Source organism: Roseovarius sp., from assembly GCF_048262375.1.
Lineage (GTDB): Bacteria > Pseudomonadota > Alphaproteobacteria > Rhodobacterales > Rhodobacteraceae > Roseovarius.
This window is the reverse complement of record NZ_JBLXFE010000005.1, coordinates 130,111-151,124: the sequence shown is the minus strand read 5'-3', so window position 1 is coordinate 151,124 and position 21,014 is coordinate 130,111. Positions and strand designations below refer to the sequence as shown.

General features: G+C 58.4%; 21 protein-coding genes and 1 tRNA gene. 7 read left to right on the top strand and 15 right to left on the bottom strand.

Annotated elements, in window-relative coordinates; translation table 11 throughout:
- Window positions 1-68: 68 nt before the first annotated feature.
- The 3 genes from ACN0SW_RS07740 to ACN0SW_RS07730 all read right to left on the bottom strand — a co-directional run bounded on the left by ACN0SW_RS07740 (window position 69) and on the right by ACN0SW_RS07730 (window position 2,912).
- Window positions 69-944 (bottom strand): hypothetical protein, encoded by an 876-nt coding sequence (locus ACN0SW_RS07740; RefSeq protein ID WP_417727337.1) that lies wholly within the window; start codon window positions 942-944, stop codon window positions 69-71.
- Window positions 945-1,136: 192 nt separating this feature from the next.
- A complete protein-coding gene (gene glnA / locus ACN0SW_RS07735) occupies window positions 1,137-2,543 on the bottom strand; it encodes a type I glutamate--ammonia ligase (RefSeq protein ID WP_417727336.1) in 1,407 nt (468 codons plus the stop codon).
- Between the two features lie 30 nt (window positions 2,544-2,573).
- Window positions 2,574-2,912 (bottom strand): P-II family nitrogen regulator, encoded by a 339-nt coding sequence (locus ACN0SW_RS07730; protein ID WP_008282302.1) that lies wholly within the window; start codon window positions 2,910-2,912, stop codon window positions 2,574-2,576.
- A 172-nt stretch (window positions 2,913-3,084) separates the two neighbouring features.
- On the opposite strand from ACN0SW_RS07730, the gene ACN0SW_RS07725 reads away from it, so the two are divergent.
- Window positions 3,085-4,701 (top strand): NAD(P)H-hydrate dehydratase, encoded by a 1,617-nt coding sequence (locus ACN0SW_RS07725; protein ID WP_417727335.1) that lies wholly within the window; start codon window positions 3,085-3,087, stop codon window positions 4,699-4,701.
- Here the strand turns inward: ACN0SW_RS07725 and ACN0SW_RS07720 are convergent.
- Window positions 4,698-5,195, bottom strand: a complete 498-nt coding sequence (locus ACN0SW_RS07720; RefSeq protein WP_417727334.1) for a Hint domain-containing protein — start codon at window positions 5,193-5,195, stop codon at window positions 4,698-4,700. The genes ACN0SW_RS07725 and ACN0SW_RS07720 overlap by 4 nt on opposite strands.
- A gap of 174 nt (window positions 5,196-5,369) precedes the next feature.
- Between ACN0SW_RS07720 and ACN0SW_RS07715 the strand changes: the two genes are divergently transcribed.
- The 4 genes from ACN0SW_RS07715 to tig all read left to right on the top strand — a co-directional run bounded on the left by ACN0SW_RS07715 (window position 5,370) and on the right by tig (window position 9,247).
- A tRNA-Leu gene (locus ACN0SW_RS07715) sits at window positions 5,370-5,453 on the top strand.
- Between the two features lie 415 nt (window positions 5,454-5,868).
- Window positions 5,869-6,783, top strand: a complete 915-nt coding sequence (locus ACN0SW_RS07710) for a DnaJ C-terminal domain-containing protein (RefSeq protein ID WP_417727333.1) — start codon at window positions 5,869-5,871, stop codon at window positions 6,781-6,783.
- Window positions 6,780-7,136: a MerR family transcriptional regulator gene (locus tag ACN0SW_RS07705; protein WP_417727332.1), complete on the top strand. Its 357-nt coding sequence runs from the start codon at window positions 6,780-6,782 to the stop codon at window positions 7,134-7,136. The genes ACN0SW_RS07710 and ACN0SW_RS07705 overlap by 4 nt, the downstream gene beginning before the upstream one ends.
- Before the next feature lie 779 nt (window positions 7,137-7,915).
- Window positions 7,916-9,247, top strand: a complete 1,332-nt coding sequence (tig, locus tag ACN0SW_RS07700; RefSeq protein ID WP_417727331.1) for a trigger factor — start codon at window positions 7,916-7,918, stop codon at window positions 9,245-9,247.
- 117 nt (window positions 9,248-9,364) lie between these two features.
- Here the strand turns inward: tig and ACN0SW_RS07695 are convergent, their stop codons facing one another.
- From ACN0SW_RS07695 to rpsF, 5 genes are all read right to left on the bottom strand, one after another.
- Window positions 9,365-10,165 carry an acyl-homoserine-lactone synthase gene (locus tag ACN0SW_RS07695; protein WP_417727330.1) on the bottom strand — a complete coding sequence of 267 codons (801 nt, stop codon included), beginning with the start codon at window positions 10,163-10,165 and terminating at the stop codon, window positions 9,365-9,367.
- Between the two features lie 136 nt (window positions 10,166-10,301).
- The gene (locus tag ACN0SW_RS07690) at window positions 10,302-11,003 is read right to left on the bottom strand and encodes an autoinducer binding domain-containing protein (RefSeq protein WP_417727329.1); all 702 of its coding nucleotides are present in this window, start codon (window positions 11,001-11,003) and stop codon (window positions 10,302-10,304) included.
- Between the two features lie 145 nt (window positions 11,004-11,148).
- On the bottom strand, window positions 11,149-11,757 hold the full coding sequence (gene rplI, locus ACN0SW_RS07685) for a 50S ribosomal protein L9 (protein ID WP_417727328.1): 609 nt from the start codon (window positions 11,755-11,757) through the stop codon (window positions 11,149-11,151).
- A gap of 11 nt (window positions 11,758-11,768) precedes the next feature.
- Window positions 11,769-11,996 (bottom strand): 30S ribosomal protein S18, encoded by a 228-nt coding sequence (gene rpsR / locus ACN0SW_RS07680; RefSeq protein ID WP_008282293.1) that lies wholly within the window; start codon window positions 11,994-11,996, stop codon window positions 11,769-11,771.
- Window positions 11,997-12,025: 29 nt separating this feature from the next.
- A complete protein-coding gene (rpsF, locus tag ACN0SW_RS07675; protein WP_417727327.1) occupies window positions 12,026-12,433 on the bottom strand; it encodes a 30S ribosomal protein S6 in 408 nt (135 codons plus the stop codon).
- Window positions 12,434-12,662: 229 nt separating this feature from the next.
- Here rpsF and ACN0SW_RS07670 point away from each other — a divergent pair, with 229 nt between their 5' ends.
- Together ACN0SW_RS07670 and ACN0SW_RS07665 are read left to right on the top strand one after the other, a co-directional pair.
- Window positions 12,663-13,178 (top strand): hypothetical protein, encoded by a 516-nt coding sequence (locus ACN0SW_RS07670; RefSeq protein WP_417727326.1) that lies wholly within the window; start codon window positions 12,663-12,665, stop codon window positions 13,176-13,178.
- 126 nt (window positions 13,179-13,304) lie between these two features.
- Complete coding sequence (locus tag ACN0SW_RS07665; RefSeq protein WP_417727325.1) at window positions 13,305-13,880, top strand: YceI family protein; 576 nt, start codon at window positions 13,305-13,307, stop codon at window positions 13,878-13,880.
- A gap of 66 nt (window positions 13,881-13,946) precedes the next feature.
- On the opposite strand, the gene ACN0SW_RS07660 is transcribed toward ACN0SW_RS07665, so the two are convergent.
- The 6 genes from ACN0SW_RS07660 to ACN0SW_RS07635 all read right to left on the bottom strand — a co-directional run bounded on the left by ACN0SW_RS07660 (window position 13,947) and on the right by ACN0SW_RS07635 (window position 20,936).
- Complete coding sequence (locus tag ACN0SW_RS07660; RefSeq protein ID WP_417727324.1) at window positions 13,947-15,155, bottom strand: DegT/DnrJ/EryC1/StrS family aminotransferase; 1,209 nt, start codon at window positions 15,153-15,155, stop codon at window positions 13,947-13,949.
- 126 nt (window positions 15,156-15,281) lie between these two features.
- A complete protein-coding gene (locus ACN0SW_RS07655) occupies window positions 15,282-16,586 on the bottom strand; it encodes an NAD(P)/FAD-dependent oxidoreductase (protein WP_417727323.1) in 1,305 nt (434 codons plus the stop codon).
- A gap of 48 nt (window positions 16,587-16,634) precedes the next feature.
- Window positions 16,635-18,002, bottom strand: coding sequence for a glutamine synthetase family protein (locus ACN0SW_RS07650; protein ID WP_417727322.1), 1,368 nt, complete (start codon window positions 18,000-18,002; stop codon window positions 16,635-16,637).
- Window positions 17,986-18,681 (bottom strand): type 1 glutamine amidotransferase, encoded by a 696-nt coding sequence (locus ACN0SW_RS07645; protein WP_417727321.1) that lies wholly within the window; start codon window positions 18,679-18,681, stop codon window positions 17,986-17,988. Before ACN0SW_RS07645 ends, ACN0SW_RS07650 begins: the two co-directional genes overlap by 17 nt.
- A gap of 47 nt (window positions 18,682-18,728) precedes the next feature.
- A complete protein-coding gene (locus tag ACN0SW_RS07640; RefSeq protein WP_417727320.1) occupies window positions 18,729-20,045 on the bottom strand; it encodes a glutamine synthetase family protein in 1,317 nt (438 codons plus the stop codon).
- Between the two features lie 195 nt (window positions 20,046-20,240).
- Window positions 20,241-20,936 (bottom strand): M48 family metallopeptidase, encoded by a 696-nt coding sequence (locus tag ACN0SW_RS07635; RefSeq protein ID WP_417727319.1) that lies wholly within the window; start codon window positions 20,934-20,936, stop codon window positions 20,241-20,243.
- Window positions 20,937-21,014: the final 78 nt, after the last annotated feature.

Genomic DNA, 21,014 nt, shown 5'->3' with positions numbered 1-21,014 from the left:
CGGGTGGAGTGTAACGCTCTCCTCGTGCGCCACAAGAGCGCTGAACGAGGGGATCTTGTCGGACGGGATCATCCCAGCAGAGCCTGTACCGTTTGAAGCGCCTGTGCCGTTGCGCCGTGCACCTGCAACGTCAGGAACAAGCCGGTCATTGCCGCAGTTTGAGAGGCCAAACGCAGGTTCTCACCGCGCAGGAGGTTAATCACGGTGAGGGATGCCGCGATTGGCAGGGCAAAGAGGGCCAATGTGATCGTCATCATCCAAACGGCGAGGCGCAAAATTTCAGAACTCTCTCTTACGTCATCGACCTGCGGAGCGGCTGTATCGCTCTGCTCGGATGGTTCGCGGAACACGGCCCGCAAGGCGCCTGCGACCCCGGCATCCTGATCGTTCTCCTGTCTGGACACGAACCGCGCCTGCAGGGTTTGATTGGTGCTTTCGATGTCGGGCAGACGGTCACGTCCGGCTTGTGCCTGAGTGATCGGTATGATCTCGGCCTGCGGCGCGTGATGGGTTGTCTCCTCATCTTGCAAGGTCACGGCTTCCAGAAACTCTGCATGGCTGAGCAGCGCGAGGGGATGGACCCACTGCACATAGTCCGGGGCCAGCGAGGCATGTAGCGACCGCAGCACATGTGCCACCACCGATAGTGCCAATTCCGCGTCTGGCAGCGCCTCGGGGTCAGTTTGTGAGAGGGTGAGTGCCAGAAAATGTTCAGCCGCCTGATCCAGCGCCGCGAGTTTATGATCCTGCTTGATCTCAATCTTGAGAACAAAATGATCAGAGTGCAGATTTGCCTCGGAATCAGAAATCACGCGCAAACCGGTAGTTTGCTCGTCCAGCCAGTCCAGCGTCATGCTAATCCGGTTGCCGATTCGGACGATATCAAAGGTTCTCGTACCGAGAAATACTAGCCCTGCGGTAATTCTGTGTGTGGAACTAGCCATGGGTTTTTTCCATTTTCAGCGTTGTGAGTGTTCTATTTCTGACAACCGAAGGTGGAGCAGGTTTGTTTCAAATGAGGATTAATTTAGGCAGTCTTAAGAAATTTTGCCATTGGCCCCACCCAACGGCGAATGGGACATGAAAAAGGGCACCCCGTTTGGGGTGCCCCGAGTATCGTCCAGCAGTCTGAATGATCAGCAGCTGTAGTACATTCCGAATTCAACCGGATGCGGCGTATGCTCGTATTTATGTACCTCGTCCATTTTGAGCGCGATATAGCTCTCAATCTGATCTTTGGTGAACACGTCGCCGGCCAAAAGGAAGTCGTGATCCGCCGCCAGGCAATCCAGCGCTTCACGCAGGCTACCGCAGACCGTCGGGATATCCTTCAGCTCTTCAGCAGGCAGGTCATAGAGGTTCTTATCCATTGCCTCGCCGGGGTCGATCTTGGACTTGATCCCGTCAAGACCGGCCATCAGCAGTGCTGCGAACGCCAGGTAGGGGTTTGCGGCCGGATCGGGAAAGCGGGCCTCGACGCGCTTGGCTTTGGGCGATTCTGTCCACGGAATACGCACACAACCAGAGCGGTTGCGGGCCGAGTAGGCGCGCAGAACAGGGGCTTCAAAGCCGGGGATCAGACGCTTGTAGCTGTTGGTCGCCGGGTTGGTGAAAGCGTTCAGCGTCTTGGAGTGCTTGAGGATGCCGCCGATGAAATACAGGGCTTCCTGGCTGAGATCAGCATATTTGTCGCCTGCAAAGAGCGGCTTGCCGTCCTTCCAGATCGACATGTTCACATGCATACCAGAGCCGTTGTCGCCATAGATCGGCTTGGGCATGAAGGTGGCCGACTTGCCATAGGCATGTGCCACGTTGTGGATGATGTATTTGTACTTCTGGATTTCGTCGGCCTGCTTGGTCAGTGTGCCGAAAATCAGACCGAGCTCGTGCTGGCAGCTTGCAACCTCGTGGTGGTGCTTATCCACCTTCATGCCGATGCGCTTCATGGTCGAGAGCATCTCGGCGCGCAGATCCTGAGCATCGTCAATCGGATTTACAGGGAAATAGCCGCCCTTGAGGCCCGGACGGTGGCCGGTGTTGCCCATCTCATATTCGGTGTCGCTATTCCAAGAGGCGTCAACCGCATCAACCTGATAAGAGACCTTGTTGATCGTGTTCGAGAAGCGCACATCATCAAAGATGAAGAATTCAGCCTCGGGTCCGAAATAGGCGACATCGCCAATGCCGGAAGACTTCAGGTATGCTTCTGCCTTTTCCGCTGTGCCGCGCGGGTCGCGCGCATAGGATTCACCTGTGTCGGGTTCAACCACAGAGCAATGAATGCAGAGCGTCTTTTCCGCATAGAACGGATCAATATAGACGCTTTCGGTGTCGGGCATCAGCTTCATGTCGGAAGATTCGATCGATTTCCAGCCTGCGATCGACGAGCCGTCGAACATAAAGCCTTCTTCGAGGAAATCCTCATCGACCAAGTCCGCGACCACGGTCACATGCTGCAGCTTGCCGCGCGGGTCGGTGAAACGGATATCGACATAGTCGATGTCCTCGTCCTTGATCAGCTTGAGAACTGCGTCTTTGCTCATTCTCTTGTCCTTTTCTTGTTGGAGTAGATATCAGAGCGCGTCCGAGCCGGATTCCCCGGTACGGATGCGAATGGCTTGTTCGACAGGGCTGACGAAAATTTTTCCGTCGCCAATCTTGTCGGTCTTGGCCGCGTCGATGATCGCTGCGATGGCCGCGTCCACCTGATCATCATCAAGCACGACGTCGATTTTCACCTTGGGCAGGAAATCGACCACATATTCGGCACCACGGTAAAGTTCAGTATGGCCTTTCTGGCGACCAAACCCCTTGACCTCGATGACCGAAAGGCCCTGAATGCCCGCTTCCTGAAGCGCCTCCTTCACCTCGTCGAGTTTGAAGGGCTTGATGATCGCTTCAATCTTTTTCATCGGCTCGGGCCTCTCGCAGTTACGTTTCGGAACGTGCAGACCACTTCTCAGCCGGGGGCTCAATCGGTTAGGGTCTGGAATGCTGGGTAAAAGGCGGTGAAAATCGGTAGTGCTGAAAAAATAGGCATTTTGCACACCGAATGGGCAAAATTGAATCGTGGAGATTGAAGACATGACCGAATTGCTGACTGCCGCCCAGATGCGCAGCCTTGAGCAGTCTGCGATTGAGTCGGGTGCGGTCACGGGGCTGGACCTGATGGAGCGCGCCGGGCGCGCGCTGGTCGAGGCAGTGTTCGAGGAATGGCCCGATTTGGCCAAGGCCCCGCATCGGGCAGTTGTTCTGTGCGGGCCCGGCAATAACGGCGGTGACGGGTTCGTGGTCGCCCGGCTCTTGAGGGAATGGGGCTGGGAGGTCGAGGTGTTTTTTTATGGTTATGCAGAGAGGCTGCCGCCTGATGCGAAGGTGAATTATCAGCGGTGGAAGGAGATGGGGGAGGTACAGACGCTTGATCCCACTCTCGAACCCTCGACGCGCGGCGCGGACTTGATTGTCGACGCCTTATTCGGCACGGGGCTTACCCGTCCGTTACAGGGGCTTGGAGCCGTGCTGCTTGATCTTCACAACAGCCGGGGGGCGGGGAGGTCTGCGGAGCAGAGATCGGACAGGATGCCGGTGATCGTGTCGGTCGATCTGCCAAGTGGGCTTTGCAGTGACAGCGGCCGGGTGCTTGTGGCCGAGGATTTTGTCGGAGACCCGGAACAGCATGAAGCCGCAAGCGCGCTTAGCGATCTCACGGTCAGCTTTCATGATCAAAAGCTGGGGCATGTGATGCAGGACGGTCCATTTGTCTGTGGCAAAGTCGTCGTCAAGGATATCGGCCTCGCGTATGGGACCCGGCCCGAAGTCGTGACTGTGGTGACGTCCCGGTCAGCCTGTGCCGTGTCAAAGCACGCGGGCCACAAATACAGCCACGGTCACGCCCTTGTCCTTTCTGGCGGTGCTGGCAAGACCGGTGCGGCCCGTCTTGCCGCGCGCGGCGCTCTCCGGATCGGGGCAGGGGTGGTGACGCTGGGTGTGCCGCCCGCCGCGCAGATGGAGGTGGCGGGGCATATCACGGCGCTGATGTTGAAAAGGATTGAGGACGGCGCCGCCCTTGCCGAGATGCTTGAAGACAAGCGGATCAATGCGCTCTGTCTGGGGCCGGGGATGGGGATGGATGATCGGGGCAAGGCACTGATCGCGGCGGCGTTGGATAGGCGTGGGTTTCGCCCACCCTACGACGGCCGCTCGGTTGTGCTGGATGCTGATGCATTGACGCTTTTGGCGCAGGATGACGCGCTGTTTGGGATGTTGCACGAGCGCTGTGTGCTGACCCCGCATGCGGGAGAGTTTGCGCGGTTGTTTCCTGATATTGCCGAAAAGCTGAATGTTGTGCCCACCCAGGGCCCCGCCTATTCCAAGGTGGATGCGGTGCGCGAGGCGGCCAAGCGGGCGGGATGTGTGGTGCTTTTCAAAGGGCCGGATACGGTGATTGCGGATGCAAGCGGTCGTTGTAGCATCAACTCGGCTCAATATGAGCGTGCCGCGCCATGGCTGGCGACGGCGGGATCCGGTGACGTTCTGGCGGGCTTTATCACCGGGCTTTTGGCGCGGGGATTTCAGCCGATGCAGGCGGCCGAAACCGCTGCGTGGCTGCATGTCGAATGCGCCCGCCGTTTTGGTCCCGGCCTGATTGCCGAAGACCTGCCTGAGATTTTGCCTGACGTGTTGCGCGCGCTGCCTTGCTAGGCGGCGCAGGCGTTCAGGTGCATGTCCGCGCTGCTGGCCAGTTCTAGCCCATCAACATAGAGAATATGCGGCACGGCAAATTCGAGCACGAAGAGCATCATATCCTGAACAGGCTCGGACGTGATGAATTCGCCGTCAATCAACCGTGCGGCTGGCACAAGTGCCTGAGTGCTGCCAAAGAGCGCCTTTGCGCGCCAGTCGCGCACCAAAAGCCGCTGCCCTGCAGGCAGGGTTACATCGCGTTCGGGCCGCGTATGACCCAAGGAACCAGCCATGATACGCACGGCTTCAGTGCGCCGCATGTGTCGGGTGACGCCTTTGAGAATCGCCACACCTGTATCACGTGTTATCACCTTCTGACCGACCTGAAGATCGGACACGCGACGTTCTCCGTCGAGGGTGAGTATTATGCTATCGGCCCAAAGGCCGCCTACATCCATAGGTGGAAACACGGCCAATCCGCCGTCCGTCCGCCCGACCGTTTTCGGTTTCATGGCGTGTCTCGCTTGTTTTCTGCCTCAACTCAACACCTAGAATATGGCAAGAATGGGTTAATGTCGTGCCCTTTTTCGCCATGATCCTGCAAAGCTTGCCTCAATTTTCCGCTCGCATCTGCTTTTGGGCTTTGCTAGAGAACGCGCCAGCGGCCCTAAAGGTACGCGGTTGATGCGGGTGTGGCGAAATTGGTAGACGCACCAGATTTAGGTTCTGGCGCCTTTGGCGTGGGGGTTCGAGTCCCTTCACCCGCACCACTCTGACCTTTTGAAACACAGCGTGTGAATAGAAGGCCAAGCGCCTGTGCCGCCGTGTGTGTCAGTGGCTTGTAGGTCGCGCTTTCGTAGTCTTTTGGCACCTGCGAAGTCAGGCTTTTCTTTTATCCTCTCAACGCAGGTTCCGCGTCGCGTGATGGGTATGTTCAGATCAGCGCAGACATGCGCAGCCGCACGGCCAAGGCAAGCTGCGCCGCCCATAGGTCTGTCAAAGCATCAACGAGTCCCGGACGAGATTGATACAAAGCAAGACGATCTTGACCATGGCGTGCTATCCTAATGGCAGGTTGACCATGAATCACACGCGGTACCTGTGTCTGGTGGTCCTTATCATCAGGCCATGAGACCACAGACGTGTCATGAGGGGGGCTGATTTATGGGTGAAGACCCATATAAGGTGTTGGGCGTTGAGACGACAGCGACGCAAGAAGAGATCAAGAAGGCTTACCGCAAGCTTGCCAAGAAGCTGCATCCGGATCTTCACCCCGGCGACGCCGGGAAGAGCGCGGAATTTCAAGCTGTCTCGGCGGCTCATGATCTGTTGAAAGATCCCGAAAAGCGGAAACGCTTTGATGCGGGAGAGATCGACGCGAGCGGGCAGGAGCGGCAGGAACGGCAGTATTACCACCAATACGCCGATCAGGATGCCGGACGACGTTATGACCCAGCGGCGAACAGGCGTGAGTTTCACGACGCTTCGGATTTGTTTTCCGAGTTGTTTGGTCGGCGTCAGCACCGCGGTGGCGGAGCATATCGGCAAGAATTTCATGCGCGCGGTCCCGATGCCCGTTACCATCTCGAAGTCGACTTCTTAGATGCGGCGCGCGGTGCTGGACGCAGTGTGACGATGCCGGACGGAAAGAGTATCGAGATCACAATTCCCGCTGGGTTGAAAGATGGTCAAACCCTCCGCCTGCGCGGCAAGGGTGGCGCAGGATTTGGAGAGGGGCCTGCGGGGGACGCACTGATCACAATCGCGGTCCGTCCCCATCCGGTGTTCGTGCGGGACGGCGATAGTATAGAGGTTGTTTTGCCGATTACCTTTGACGAGGCGGTGCTTGGTGGAAAAGTGGAAGTGCCTACAATATCAGGGCCTGTGTCCATGACCATTCCCAAGGGCGTGTCCTCAGGCCACCGTCTTCGGCTCAAGGGTAAAGGGATCAAAGCAGGCACAGGTCCGGCTGGGGATCAATATGTACACATCAGGATCGTCCTGCCGGAGAAGATTGATGGTCAGATGGAGGACCTTGCCCGGAGTTGGCGGGAACACTCCGGTTTTGATCCGCGAAAAGAGCTGCGGAGGAACACATGAGCTTTGATGAACATACGGTTGTTGCCCGCATTGAACGCCTGAACCTCAGAGAACTAAGGTTTTGGGTGCGGCAAGGTTGGCTCCGCCCGGCCTACAGCACGCAGGGGCCGGTTTTCGACGAATTGGACATCGCGCGTATCCGGCTGTTGTGCGATCTTAGAAAAGAGTTATCGCTTTCAAACGATGTGTTGCCGGTCGTTCTCAACCTAATTGACCACCTGCACCAGACCCGTCGCGAGTTTCGTGCTCTGGCCAAAGCCCTAGACGAACAGCCTGAGGACGTGCGGCGTTCCGTCGTTTGCAGATTTCGCGACATTCACGGATCCGCAGATACCACGGAGGAGGAGCGCTAGGGATCAAACCGGTCCGAAGCCCCAAACCCAGATTGGAAAGGAGTGAGACATGCATGCTGATCTTTTGACAAGACGCCGCGTTCTGATGTTGACCTACAGGCGGTACGTAGACGCGGACCGGGCGTGGAACATTGCACTGGACGATGTAAAGCGATGGTTTCCATTGAACAGTCGACCGGCTCGTTGGGTGATCGGAGACCCGGGTTCACCCATAAGGCGATTGTATGAGCGGCGCGAACAGGCTTTGCTTCAGTTGGAGGCCGCGCGGCGCAAACTCGATGCTGCAAGACGCAGATTGACCGCGACACGCCGGAACGCATGCGACCGCCCGATTTTGCTGATCTCTTACTCTGGCTAATTGGTCCTAGGTTTGTGGCGGCGATAAGTCGTATGCAACGCGATGGACCCACTTGAACCGGGGCCGCACATCCCCGTCGGCCTGTGCCGCAACTGGACTAAGGGGAGTGCCGGGACACTGAGGTCACGGTTTGACCCGAACAAGAGGCAGGCATCAGGGAAGCGTCCGCGTTTATCTGCCCATAACCTCTGATTTCTGGGGTATTTAACCCGGCTCCGTGGCTATGACACGGCCACAAACCGCCATGTGAGGTGGTGATTGTCGCCAGATAAACGCGCCGCAAGGTCTTTTGCCCAAAACACACTCGGCAGGCCGGGGGATGCCGGATTTCACTTGCAGGTTTGTGGGGGCCTCAATAGAACACGCGTGATTTTGACCGCCGCGGACGCCTCCGCGGCCCGATGCATATGAGAGGACGAACATGCAGGTCACCGAGACCCTCAACGAAGGGCTTAAGCGCGGCTACAAGATGATCTTGTCGGCCAAGATTCTGGACGACAAGGTAAATTCCAAGCTCAAGGAAGCACAGCCTGACATCGAGCTGAAAGGGTTCCGTAAAGGCAAGGTGCCGCTGCCGCTGCTAAAGAAGCAGTTCGGTCAGCGCATGCTGGGCGAGGCCATGCAAGAGAGCGTCGATGACGCTATGAAGGCGCATTTTGAGGCCAAAGGCGAGCGCCCCGCGTTCGAGCCTGACGTCAAGATGGCCAATCAGGAATGGAAAGAGGGCGACGATGTCGAGATCGAGCTGAGCTATGAAGCTCTGCCCGAGATCCCCGAGGTCGATCTCAAGTCTCTCAAGTTCGAGCGGTTGGTTGCCAAGGCGGATGACGCGGCGATCGACGAGGCGCTCAAGAATCTTGCTGAGAACGCGCAGGATTTCAAAGATCGCAAGAAGGGCACCAAAGCCAAGGATGGCGATCAGGTTGTGATCGACTTTGTCGGTAAAGTCGATGGCGAGGCGTTCGAAGGTGGCAGCGCCGAGGATTATCCGCTGGTTCTGGGCTCGGGCAGCTTTATCCCCGGCTTCGAAGAGCAGCTGGTCGGCGTCAAGGCCGAGGAAGAAAAGGCTGTTACGGTCACGTTCCCCGAAGCGTATCAGGCCGCACATCTGGCGGGCAAAGAAGCGGTGTTTGATTGCACAATCAAGTCCGTTCGAGAGCCTGTTGCGGCTGAAATCAACGATGAATTGGCGCAGAAATACGGTGCCGAGGATCTGGCCGGACTCAAGACGCAAATCGGTGAGCGGTTGGAAATGGAATACGCGGGCGCGGCCCGTGCGATCCTCAAGCGTCATGTGCTGGATCAGCTGGATGAGAAGGTCACTTTTGAACTTCCTCCGAGCATGGTCGAAACCGAGGCCAAGCAGATCGCGCATCAGCTCTGGCACGAGGAAAACCCCGATGTTCACGGCCACGATCACCCCGAGATCGACGTGAGCGATGAGCACACCAAGCTGGCAGAACGCCGCGTGCGTCTAGGGTTGTTGTTGGCGGATTTGGGGCAAAAGGCCGAAGTTCAGGTATCCGATGCCGAAATGACCCAAGCCGTGATGAACCAAGCGCGTCAGTATCCTGGCCACGAGCGGGAATTCTTTGAATTTGTGCAGAAGAATCCGCAGATGCGTCAGCAGCTTCGTGCACCGATCTTTGAAGATAAGGTCATCGACTACGTTGTCGAACTGGCCGAAGTGACCGATAAGGAACTGTCCAAAGAAGAGCTGGAAAAAGCTATCGAGGCGATGAACGACGAGTGATCGTCAAAGCTGTTTCTTGAAACTATCAAGGGCCGCCCCGGGGAGAAGTGGGGCGGCCCTTTCCGTTCTGACATTCGGCGCGGGCAAAGCCCGACTGATGAGCGCATGATTGGGGGGTCAAGCGCTGATATTCGAATGTGAACGAACCTTGGCGGCTAGTGCAGCCTTGAGACGAAGCGCATCGACGCGTTCTTTCGTGGTGCTGGCGGCGGCGATCTGTTCGTCGCAGTAAATTTCCAGAGCGGTCTTCGCCGGTATTTGACTTGGCCGTTTCGCGAAGAGCGACAGCGCTTGATCTTCGGTAAGGAATACATCGCCACGGATGCCAGAGAACGCTCGAATTCGCTCGATCCGCTCGTCGGAACAGTCAAGCAGCGCGGCAAGGGCGTGAACCTTTCCCATATCTACGGTCTTGCCGATATAATCATAAGGGGCGTTTCCAGAGCGGATCATAACCCGGTTCATCACCGGATCGATCACCGCAATGGCATCCAGAACACCGGCCTGACGCCCGTACTCGAATGCCCCGATCATCACCTCTGATGTGACATGGGAAATAGAGCTACGGGTCCGTCCGCCACAGGCTAAACGCTCGGTATCCACGCAGAAACGGGTTGCCTCCCAAAGCTGAGGGCTTCGGAGTGGTGGTTCTCCATCAAGGATGTTCGCAAAAACATCAGCCAGCATGTGCGGGCCTGTGGTCTGCAAAAGCCGCATACATCCGACGACGTTTCCGGCGTCGTCCAGCGACACGACATGGGCTGGATCAAGTGCGTCGAACTCGTCTTTTTCGAGCCCGTCGCGGACGGATACATCCCATCCTAACCTGTTCTGGAATACACGCGCCCTAAGGCGATACATTTCGTTTTCGAGTTCGCAAAGGCGATCTCTGTTCAGAGCATCTATAACGATGATCATTGTTCTATCCCCAATTGTGATGGCCCTCTTACACGTTCGCGCAAAGTGGGTTTTAATTCCATTAGGGGTTTCCCGTATTCGGAGCCGTTGGTGGTCACGATTTTGGGAAGTGGCGCCGAAAGGGAGGTTTTTAGGTTCAGCTAGGCTTTACGATGCCAAGGCCGACCGCACGCCCAATGGCCTGCGGCGTGGTGAGCGCACCCAGTTTGCTGCGTACTGAGCGCAGGTGCACCTCAACCGTGCGATGCGAGATCGCCAAGATATCTCCGATATCCTGTTGCGATTTGCCCTCGGCCACCCATTGCAGGATTTCCCGCTCGCGCTGCGAGAGGGATGGCAGGCGCAGGGCGGACATCGCTAGATTAGAGCTCATCACATTGTCGTGCATGTGCACGGCGGCCATCTGAAGATTGCCAATCACATGCTTGCGAAGCGCCAGCCACTGGCTATCCCCGCAATTTCGAGTAACGCTGAATATGCCAATATCCCCATATGGCCCGCGAACCGGGATAGTGAGACCGCGCTCTGACATTCGAAAATCCGAGGCTTTGGCAAAGACCGTTTTAAAATGGGGCGTCCGTTCAAGCCTGTCCCAGTCCACTGGGGCGATTGCCTTGCGACTCACATGAATTGTCGGGTCGATGCGGTGCAAGCCGCCCGTCATGTAATGGGTCACCCAATCGGTGCTGTAATTGGCAAAGCCTTGGACCGCGCCGGAAATGGGATTAAACGTGGCATAAGAGGCGTGATCGAATTCCAGCGTCTGACATACGCCATCAAGGAAGCGGACAAATCGGTCATCCGCATCAGGGATCGTGCTGAGATCAATCAGATCCATTCAAGTGGCCTACATACAAGAGCAGCCACGGCACTATAACTAAAATAATTCGTGTTTGACAATCTATGATGGAAATTTTCATGGCGACTGTCGCGAAAAATGGCCGCCCGCATTGCGCGGACGGCCCTGATGCAAACCAAATGGGTTAGCTGTTTTCGCGGTCCGAGCGTGACGCGTCGTCATAATCCTCGTCCGAAGCTGCGCCGCCGATGTCGTCGAACAGCTCAGCGATTTCGAAGTCGGCAGCCTGATCGGCCTCGGCTGCGGCATCCTGGATGCTCTTGCCAGAGGCTTGAAGGGCTGCTTCCTCGACAGAGCGTGCAACGTTCAACTGGATCGTTGCCACGACTTCGGGGTGCAGCGTGACGAGAACGTCATGCAGGCCGAGGTCCTTGATCGGGCGGGTCAGGGCAACCTGCTTGCGCTCGACGGTAAAGCCGTTTTCGGTGGCGGCCTCAGCCGCATCACGGGTGCTAACCGAGCCATAGAGCGCGCCACTGTCAGACGCCTGACGGATGACGATGAACTGTTGGCCGTTCAGCTTTTCGGACATCGCTTCGGCTTCTTTGCGGGTCTCGAGGTTTTGCGCCTCAAGTTGGGCCTTGCGGCTGGCGAAATCGGAAATGTTCTTTTCCGAGGCCGACAGCGCCTTGCCTTGCGGCAGCAGATAGTTGCGCGCGAAACCGGGCTTGACGTCGACGACGTCGCCCATCTGACCAAGCTTGGCCACGCGTTCAAGAAGGATCACTTGCATCGGAGGTCTCCTTATTTCACGGCATAGGGCAGAAGGGCGAGAAAGCGGGCGCGCTTGATTGCACGGGCCAGCTCACGCTGCTTCTTGGCCGAAACGGCGGTGATACGCGACGGCACAATCTTGCCACGCTCGGAAATGTAACGCTGGAGCAGGCGCGTGTCCTTATAGTCGATCTTGGGCGCGCTGTCGCCCGAGAAGGGACACACCTTGCGGCGGCGGAAGAACGGTTTTGTAGCCATGATTTATATTCCTTTTCTCAGGTGACGGATCAGCGACGCTCGCGGCGTTCGCCGCGGTCAGCCCGATCCCCACGATCACCCCGGTCTCCGCGGTCGCCACGATCACTGCGCTCATCGCGCTTTTGCATCTGGACGGACGGACCTTCTTCGTGGGCGTCAACCTTGATCGTCAGAACGCGCATGACGTCATCATGCAGACGCATCAGGCGTTCCATCTCTTGGACCGCGCTCGACGGCGCATCGGTCTTGAGAAAGGCATAATGGCCTTTGCGGTTCTTGTTGATCTTGTAGGCCATTGTCTTGACGCCCCAATACTCGTGCTCGACGAGTGTGCCACCATTGTCGGTCAGCACGGCACCAAAATGTTCGATAAGGCCTTCGGCTTGCGCGCTGGACAAGTCCTGACGCGCGATCATCACATGCTCATAAAGCGGCATGTTCACTCCATTTCTATCAAGGCGCATTTCATAGGACGGGCTCTAAATCCTTCGCTGCCCATCCACGAGAGACTGCGCGGTTCATAACGATTGCGAAAGATTGGGCGCGTATACATCGACCGGGGGGGCGGCGCAAGCCGCATTGATCCGGTCTGCAGATTGCCTTGGGCCTGCCGCAATCTGGGCGTTTTTGACGGGCAGTTTCGTGGTGTTCGAGGTGAGAAGGATAATGACTATGGTCGCCCTGCCAGATTTTGAGCGTGAGTTCACTGATGCACCGTTTAACTATCATGAGACCGCAGCAGATCAACAGGTTGGGATAGCGGAATTTGATATTGGTCGGGGTACGCTGGTGCTCTGCGGAAGCGCGCTGATCTGTTCGTCCCTGGGGCTGTGGTTGGTCTCTGCGGGGGGACAGGACTCGGCGATGATGATGATCAAACTTTTGTTTTCCGTGACCCTTCTTTTTAGCGGCCTGATGTGTCTCAGCCGTGGTCGTCCTGAGCAAACAGGGCCTGAAATTCAGGTGGATGTGAGAAACAGACGGTTGCATGTGATAGCCCCGATCGAAGGAGGACGTGACGCGACTGTCTCGGTGCATGATCTGGATTCTTTGACCGAACTGTCCATGCGAGACCGGGTCCTTACCGCACGCGATGCCTGCGGCCGTCAGATCGTCGCACTGAAGATTGAGGATCGGGCGACGGCGCGTGCCTTGCGGCGCGCCTTGGGTTTCCCCGCTTGAATGCTGGGCACAACCGGCAGATGTTCGCCAATCCACAGAAGATGTTTGAAACTAGAGGATTGTGATTTCAACCCGAAGCGCCAAATGTCGCCAGGTAAGTCACATTTTACCCTCTGGAGGTTTCTAATGAAGAATGCCCTGCTGGCCGCCGCGCTTGCCTTTACCGCGACGGGTGCAGTTGCCGCACCCGAAAAGTACGCGCTGGATTCCGGCCACAGCCAAGTTGTGTTTTCCTACAACCACTTGGGATTTTCCACGACTTACGGCATGTTCGCTGGTTTTGACGGCGAGATCATGTTTGACGCCGAAGACCCCGCCGCCTCTTCGGTCGCGGTGTCGATGCCGTTGATGTCGATGTTCACCGGCTGGGAAAAGCGCGAGGCGCATTTCATGTCCGAGGAACTTTTCGGCGCGAAAGAGGGTGACATGGTCACCTTTACCTCGACCAGCATCGAGGTGACTGGCGAAAACACCGCGCTCATCACCGGGGACCTGACCATGAACGGGATTACCAAATCGGTGGTGCTCGACACGGTGCTGAATCAAAAGGCCGACTCCCACCCGATGGAGAATCGTCCATGGCTCGGCTTCAACGCCACCACCACGCTCAGCCGCACCGACTTCGGGGTAGGTATGGCCGCCCCCTATGTCAGCGACGAAGTCGAAGTTCGCATTTCGATCGAAGCAGGCAAGGCAGAATAAGCCTTCAACATCAATGCTGTCAGGGCTGGCTGCAAGCGACGCAGCCAGCCCTTTTTTTACTGTAGATCAGGTTCCGTAGGCGCGGCGTGATCCCATTACCTCGTCGGCGGCCTGAAGCAATGCCTCAGCGATCAGATCGAGATCGGGGCGGGTTAACCGTGCTGGCAGGCGGGTATCGCAGGCGCGCATCAGCATGGACCGGGTTTTGGGCAGTTCGGGCGTGGCGCCCGGCAGAAATTGCCAGTTCCAAAAGGCGCGCGCATTGTCGGTGCTCAGGCCAAATATCTGCACCTTGACGCCGCGTGCGGCGGCTGCATCAGCAAAGGCGCGGGTATCCTCATCGTTCAGTCCCACCAGATTGAACTGGATGGAATCCGGTGCGCGCTCTTCTGGTGCCAGCTTGTCCGGCACCTGCATCCAAGGAGAGGTGTTGAGGCGCGCTGCGACATAATCGTGATTGGCGCGCCCGTTCCGCACCCGTCGCGCAACTTCGGGCAGTTGCGGGCGGATGATCGCGGCTGACAGGTTGTTCAGGCGCAGATTGTAGAGTGGCAGTTGGTTCTGGACGCGCGCAAAGGCGGCCTCGAGTGCTGTGTCGGGCGCGCTCAGGTGTTTGGCCCAGTTATGCTCATATGCGCCGGACATGATGACCGCGCGGGCAATCAGGTCCGCATCGTCGCTGACCATGATCCCACCTTCTCCGGCATTGACCAGCTTGTAGGACTGAAAGCTAAAGCAGCCGATCCGCCCGATTGTGCCGATGTTACGCCCGTTCCAAGTGGTGCCGAGCGAATGCGCGGCATCTTCGATCACCGGAATGCCGCGTGCATCGCAGAGCGCCATAATGGCATCCATATCCGAGGTATGGCCGCGCATATGACTGATAATGACCGCCTGCACATCGTCCAGCCGGGTCACGAAATCCGCAAGATCAATGCGGTAATTTTCGCCCACTTCGCAAAGCACCGGCAGGCAATCGGCGTGAATGACCGAAGAGGGCACAGCGGCAAAGGTAAATCCGGGGATGAGCACGCGCGCATCGCGCGGCAGGCCAAGCGCCTTGAGCGACAGAAATAGCGCAGCCGAGCAGGACGACACCGCAAGCGCATATTTCGAGCCCAGAAGATCGGCAAACTCGCGCTCGAGCAGGGTCACGGGGGCGTTCTCTGGTGCGGTGTAGCGAAACAGATCGCCCGATTGCAGCATTCGATCGATTTCTGCGCAGGCGGCCTCGGGGATGGGTTCCGCGTCATAGACATTGGGAGTAAGCGCCATGTTTTCGGGTTTCCTGAAGTTGGCCTTCGGTTTTCCGAAACATATAGGCCCGAATTGTGACAGTTTGTCAAAGAAAACCCCACAGCCTTTGGGTGGCGGGGCAAAATTCCGCATCGATCTTGGGGTTCAGAGGCCCAGCCGATCCCGCAACGAAAACCACGTCATCGCCAGAGCCAAAAGCGGGCTGCGCAACGCCGTGCCTCCGGGAAAGGATGGGGCAGGGACCCGCGCCATGCAGTCAAATCCGGCCGCTTGACCGCGCACCGCCTCTGCCATGAGCCGTCCGGCATGGGTCGCCGTGCCCACGCCATGACCGGAATAGCCCGACGCCGACAGGATGTTGGGGGCAGCCCGTGCGAGATAGGGCATGCGTCGCATGGTGATGGCCAAGGTGCCGCCCCACGCATAATCGAGCTTTACGTCGCGCAGATGGGGAAATATTTCGAGCATCGGCTTGCGCACCGTGGCGCGGATGTCCTTGGGAAAGCGATAGCCATAGCTCTCACCGCCCCCAAAAAGCAGACGTTGATCATGGCTGAGGCGAAAGTAGTTCACCACGAATTTTGTATCTGCCACTGCCACATCCTGCGCCAATACGCGGGCTGCCGCATCGCCCAAAGGCTCTGTTGCGACAATGAAATTGTTGATCGGCATGACGCGCGCCGCGACGCTCCGCTCAAGGTCGCCGAGATAGCCGTTGCAGGCAAGGATCAGATGATCTGCCGTCACCGCGCCTGCATCGGTTGCCACGCGCACCGATGCCCCCCGCGTGATGTGATGCACCGCTGATCCCTCATGGATGCGCACCCCCGCCGCCGCCGCCGCGCGCGCAAGGCCAAGCGCATAGGCCAGAGGATGCAGATGCGCGGCCCCCATATCCAGCGTGCCGCCGTGATAGGCGGGCGAGGGGCAGAGCGTTGCAAAGCCCTCGGCATCCAGCTTTTCGATCTGATCATAGCCATAGCGATTGGCCAGATGATCGGCATACGCATGCTCTGCTGCCATTTCCCGCGCGGAGAAACAGGCATGCGCCACGCCCGGTTTGAGGTAACAGTCGATGCCATGGCGCGCCACCAGCGACTTGACCAGATCCTTTGCCTCTTCCGCCAGCCGCCACAGATGCGCGGCATCATCCGTGCCCACCAGCCGCTCGAGCGCGGTCTGTTCCATCCGCTGTCCGCTGCCCAATTGCCCGCCATTGCGCCCCGAAGCGCCAAAGCCCACGCGCTGCGCCTCAAGCAGCACCACCTCAAGACCGGCCTCCGCCAGATGCAGCGCCGCCGAGAGGCCGGTATAGCCCGCGCCGACCACGCAGACATCCGCGCGCGTCTGCCCGCGCAATGGTGCGAAGCGGGGCAAGGGGGGCGTGGTCTCGGCGTACCAGCTTGCCGGATACGCGCCGCGCCGGTCATTGGAATAGAGCAGGTTCATGGTTTCTTCTTGCTGCAAATACTCACTCTTGCGCCCGTGCCTCGCAGCTTAGACGTTGAGGAGAAGATGCTCACGCTCCCACGGGCTGATCACTTGGAGGAATTCCTCGTATTCGGTGCGTTTCACGATGGCGTAGACGCGGGCGAATTCGGGTCCGAGGATGTCATGCAGCGCCTTGGCTTCTTCGAACATGTCAAGCGCATCGCCCATGACGTTGGGAATGTCCGGCTCGCCGGAATAGGCGTCGCCCTTGAACTGTTTCTCGGGCCAGTCCTCGTTGATGATGCCCAGAAGACCACAGGCAAGGCTGGCGGCGATGCCGAGATAAGGGTTGCAATCCATGCCCGCCATGCGGTTTTCCACCCGTCGCGCATCCGGGCCCGAGAGCGGCACGCGAATACCCGTGGTGCGGTTGTCCCGCCCCCAAGCGAGGTTGATGGGCGCGGCATGATCCTTGACGTAGCGGCGGTAGGAATTGACATAAGGGGCAAGCACGGCGATTGCCGAAGGCAGGTGTTTCTGCAAGCCACCGATAAAGTGGAAAAAGGCGTCGGTTTCACCGCCCTGCGGCCCGGAAAAGATGTTGCGACCTGTCTCGATGTCTAGGATTGAGTGGTGAATGTGCATGGCACTGCCTGGCTCGTCCTCAATGGGTTTTGCCATGAAGGTGGCAAAACAATCGTGACGCAGCGCTGCCTCGCGGATCAACCGCTTGAAATAGAACACCTCATCCGCCAGTTTGATCGGATCGCCATGACGCAGGTTGATTTCCAACTGTCCGGCACCGCCCTCTTGGGTGATGCCATCAATTTCAAAGCCTTGGGCCTCGGCAAAATCGTAGATGTCGTCGATCACCGGGCCGAATTCGTCCACGGCGGTCATCGAATAGGCCTGACGCGCGGCGGCGGGGCGGCCGGAGCGGCCCATCATCGGCTTGATTTCCTGGGCGGGGTCGATGTTGCGCGCCACAAGGAAGAATTCCATTTCCGGCGCGACCACCGGTTTCATCCCACGGGCATGATACATCTCGACCACCCGGCGCAACACGTTGCGCGGCGAGAAGGGGATTGGCGCCCCCTCACGGTCAAAGGCGTCGTGAATGACCTGAAGCGTCCAATCGGCTGTCCAGGGGGCAGCGGTGGCGGTGGACATGTCGGGACGCAGGATCATGTCGCGTTCAATGAACCCGCCGTCACCTGCGGCTTCGCCCCAGTCGCCGGTGATGGTCTGAAAGAAGATCGAATCCGGCAGGTGAAAGTATTTTTGCCGTGCAAATTTCGTTGCCGGCACCGCCTTGCCGCGCGCGATGCCGGGCAAATCGGAGATTATGCACTCCACCTCGTCGAGGCGACGATCCTCAAGATAATTCTGCGCAGCGACGGGCAGAGAGCTGGTAAGTTCAGTCAGATCGGCCATGGCTGGCACCTCGTTTGAAAAACTCCGCCATGCGGGCGGCAATGATTGCGTTGGCTGTGGGCTGGTCCAGTTTGGCTGCCGCCTGTTCAATCAGATCGGGGGGCACCACGCCGGGGGCGCGGTGATGAAGAAGACGGTCCACCATGGTTGCGGCGAACTCGGGATGAGGCTGGATTGTGTAAATGCTGTCGCCATAGACCAAGGCGGCATTGTCACAAAATGCACTGGTTCCCACGACTTTGGCGCCTTCGGGCAGGTGTGTCACCTGATCCTGATGCCACGCGTTGAGCGGCAGGCGCTGCCCTTCGATGTCATACTCGGTGACGCCCACCTGCCAGCCACCGCTGAATTTCTCGACCTTGCCGCCCAAAGCCTGCGCGATGATCTGATGTCCGAAGCAGACGCCGACCAGAGGCCGCCCCGTGGCGTAAATGTCGCGGATCAGTTGCTCTAACCGGGGGATCCAGGGGTGATCCTCATAGGCCCCATGTCTGGAGCCGGTGATGAGCCAGCCGTCGGCAGCGTCCGGTCCGGTAGGGAAGTCTTCATCGACAACGTCGTAATGTTCAAATTCAAAGCCGTGCCCGTCCAGCAATTGCGCGAACATCACTTCGTAATCTCCCAATTCGTCGAGGACGATATCGGGAGCGTGGCCGGTTTTCAGGATGCCGATTTTCATGGCGCTCTCTTGATTTGATCAAATTAAGGTGGGGCTGCGTGTTCAGGCTACACCGTTTCGAGATAGGTCTTCCAGTGGTCTTCTTTGGGGATAGGAGACATATACGCCAGTTCCTGACGCTTGGTCATCACCAGATTGCGGATCAGATCGGGGTGAAAAATTTTGGCAATCAGCGGATCGCTCTCGAACCAGTCGATCGCCGTGCCCCAATCCGAGGCAAGCTGTGGCATTTCCACCTCATAGGCGTTGCCACTGATGGGGGGGGGCGGGATCATGCCCTCTTCAATGCCGGTGATGGCCGCCCCGAGGATGGCAGCAAAGCTGAGATAGGGATTGATATCGCCCCCTGCAACGCGGTGCTCAATCCGGCGCGCGGCGGGCGGTCCTCCGGGAATGCGGACCGCAGCGGTGCGGTTTTCATAGCCCCAGCCCGCGCCGGTGGGCGCATGGGCGCCGGGCACCAGCCTTGCATAACTGTTGGCGTGAGGTGCAAAAATCAGGGTCGAAGGCGGCATTGCGGCAAGGCATCCCGCCACCGCTGCGCGCAGAATGTCTGTGCCTGCGCCGCTGCCGTCGTTGAAAACATTGGCGCCTTCGGCGTCCATCACCGAGAAATGCATATGCATGCCATTGCCGGTATCGTCCTCGAATGGTTTGGCCATGAAGGTGGCGACATAACCGTTCTGTCGGGCCAAGCCCTTGATAAGTGTTTTGAAAAGCCAAGTGTCATCGGCCGCGCGCAGGGCGTTCTGGTGATGCAGGGTCAATTCGAACTGGCCGATGCCGGCCTCACTGACGGCGGTCTCGACCGGAAGGCCCATTTTTAAACCAGCCTCGTAGAGTGCGCTGAGGAATCCGTCGAACGCATCCATTTGCCCGAGAGAGAGAATACCCGGCGCTTTCATTCTGCGGCCACTGCGCGGATCGCGTATGTTCTTGAGTGTATTGCCTTTTCCGTCCACCAAGGTGAACTCGAGCTCGGTTGCTGCCTCAACATGCCAGCCGCGTGCGGTGTAGCGATCGAGCACGGTGACGAGGGCGTGACGGGGATCGCCGGCAAAGGGGGTGCCGTCTTCGTGGTGCATGACCATCGGCACAAGGCCTTGTGGCACCTCAAGCCATGGCAGGGGCACCGGCCCGCGGTCGGTGGGGTAAAGCACCCCGTCGATATCGCCGCTATCAAACACCAAGGGTGAGTTTTCGATGTCTGCCCCGAAAATATCAAGATTTAGCGAGGAAAGTGGCATGCGGACGCTGCCTGTAGAGAGTTTGTCGGCATGGGCGACCGGCAGGCGCTTGCCACGCATGCGTCCATTGAGGTCGCACGCGGCCACGCGGAAGGTCTGGAACTGTGTGAGGTCCATTTCAATAGGGTCCTGATCGTGATTTGTGACAGCCTAGCCCGGCGTCGGGGGGTTTGCCAAGATAATTTGATCAAAAATTTTAGGGCAAAGGGTGTGGTAAGGTTTGTAAGCTGTGTACGCTGATTTTGTAAGCAAGCGCACGCCCGCCGCCCGGACAGCGCCCGAGGGGGACGCAGCTTTGAAACCGGAGGGCGCTCAGGTCACCGTGCGGTGCTGCCAGCGATCCTCAAGTTTCTGGATGGCGGCGATACGCTCGGCGGTTTTGGGGTGGCTCAGCAGCCACGCGGGCATCGTGCCGCCTGCGCCATTGGTCAGCGCCTCAAGTTTTTTGAACAGCGATTTTTGCGGGTCGGTGCCGATACCCGCCTTGGTCAAGAGGGCGGCGGCATAGGCGTCGGCCTCATATTCGTCGCCGCGTGACAACCGGGCGGCCAGAAGCGTGGTGAGGGCATTGGCTATCCAGACGCCGACACCTGGCAGAAACCGCGATATGACCATCGCAAGGGCGGTGCGCAGGGCGTTCTGCCCGGAAAAGTCAATCATCCTGCGGCGGGAATGGCCCAAGGCGACATGGCCCAACTCATGCGCGATGACAGAGGCCATTTCCTCGGCAGTGACCTCGCCGGTCTGGAACTTGCGATAGAAACCACGGGTGATGAAAATGCGCCCGTCCGGAGCGGCAAGACCGTTGACCGGGTCGATTTCGTAGATGTGCACCCGGACACGCGGAAGATCGAGCGCGCGCGCAAGACGGTCTGTCATCGCCCTGAGCCGGGGGTCGGCCAGTTCGGTTGATTGCGTGTCAAGCTCGCGCGTGGTGCGCCAGACCGAGAAACGGTACATGGCGAGCGCATAAAGCAGGGCGAGCAGGATCGGGGTAAATTTCAACATAGTTGGAATATGGGGCGGGGCGGGGGCGCTGACAAGCAGCGTGTGACGGGATTGGATTGGACCCGAGATTGATCCTGA

What these genes read in the sequence shown, in the direction of transcription:
- ACN0SW_RS07705 (WP_417727332.1), top strand. Translation starts at nt 6,780, where the DNA reads ATGAGCTTTGATGAACATACGGTTGTTGCCCGCATTGAACGCCTGAAC.
- ACN0SW_RS07725 (WP_417727335.1), top strand. Translation starts at nt 3,085, where the DNA reads ATGACCGAATTGCTGACTGCCGCCCAGATGCGCAGCCTTGAGCAGTCT.
- ACN0SW_RS07690 (WP_417727329.1), bottom strand. Translation starts at nt 11,003, where the DNA reads ATGGATCTGATTGATCTCAGCACGATCCCTGATGCGGATGACCGATTT.
- ACN0SW_RS07665 (WP_417727325.1), top strand. Translation starts at nt 13,305, where the DNA reads ATGAAGAATGCCCTGCTGGCCGCCGCGCTTGCCTTTACCGCGACGGGT.
- ACN0SW_RS07645 (WP_417727321.1), bottom strand. Translation starts at nt 18,681, where the DNA reads ATGAAAATCGGCATCCTGAAAACCGGCCACGCTCCCGATATCGTCCTC.
- ACN0SW_RS07650 (WP_417727322.1), bottom strand. Translation starts at nt 18,002, where the DNA reads ATGGCCGATCTGACTGAACTTACCAGCTCTCTGCCCGTCGCTGCGCAG.
- ACN0SW_RS07640 (WP_417727320.1), bottom strand. Translation starts at nt 20,045, where the DNA reads ATGGACCTCACACAGTTCCAGACCTTCCGCGTGGCCGCGTGCGACCTC.
- ACN0SW_RS07655 (WP_417727323.1), bottom strand. Translation starts at nt 16,586, where the DNA reads ATGAACCTGCTCTATTCCAATGACCGGCGCGGCGCGTATCCGGCAAGC.
- ACN0SW_RS07635 (WP_417727319.1), bottom strand. Translation starts at nt 20,936, where the DNA reads ATGTTGAAATTTACCCCGATCCTGCTCGCCCTGCTTTATGCGCTCGCC.
- ACN0SW_RS07670 (WP_417727326.1), top strand. Translation starts at nt 12,663, where the DNA reads ATGACTATGGTCGCCCTGCCAGATTTTGAGCGTGAGTTCACTGATGCA.
- tig (WP_417727331.1), top strand. Translation starts at nt 7,916, where the DNA reads ATGCAGGTCACCGAGACCCTCAACGAAGGGCTTAAGCGCGGCTACAAG.
- rpsR (WP_008282293.1), bottom strand. Translation starts at nt 11,996, where the DNA reads ATGGCTACAAAACCGTTCTTCCGCCGCCGCAAGGTGTGTCCCTTCTCG.
- ACN0SW_RS07720 (WP_417727334.1), bottom strand. Translation starts at nt 5,195, where the DNA reads ATGAAACCGAAAACGGTCGGGCGGACGGACGGCGGATTGGCCGTGTTT.
- ACN0SW_RS07660 (WP_417727324.1), bottom strand. Translation starts at nt 15,155, where the DNA reads ATGGCGCTTACTCCCAATGTCTATGACGCGGAACCCATCCCCGAGGCC.
- rpsF (WP_417727327.1), bottom strand. Translation starts at nt 12,433, where the DNA reads ATGCCGCTTTATGAGCATGTGATGATCGCGCGTCAGGACTTGTCCAGC.
- ACN0SW_RS07695 (WP_417727330.1), bottom strand. Translation starts at nt 10,165, where the DNA reads ATGATCATCGTTATAGATGCTCTGAACAGAGATCGCCTTTGCGAACTC.
- rplI (WP_417727328.1), bottom strand. Translation starts at nt 11,757, where the DNA reads ATGCAAGTGATCCTTCTTGAACGCGTGGCCAAGCTTGGTCAGATGGGC.
- ACN0SW_RS07740 (WP_417727337.1), bottom strand. Translation starts at nt 944, where the DNA reads ATGGCTAGTTCCACACACAGAATTACCGCAGGGCTAGTATTTCTCGGT.
- glnA (WP_417727336.1), bottom strand. Translation starts at nt 2,543, where the DNA reads ATGAGCAAAGACGCAGTTCTCAAGCTGATCAAGGACGAGGACATCGAC.
- ACN0SW_RS07730 (WP_008282302.1), bottom strand. Translation starts at nt 2,912, where the DNA reads ATGAAAAAGATTGAAGCGATCATCAAGCCCTTCAAACTCGACGAGGTG.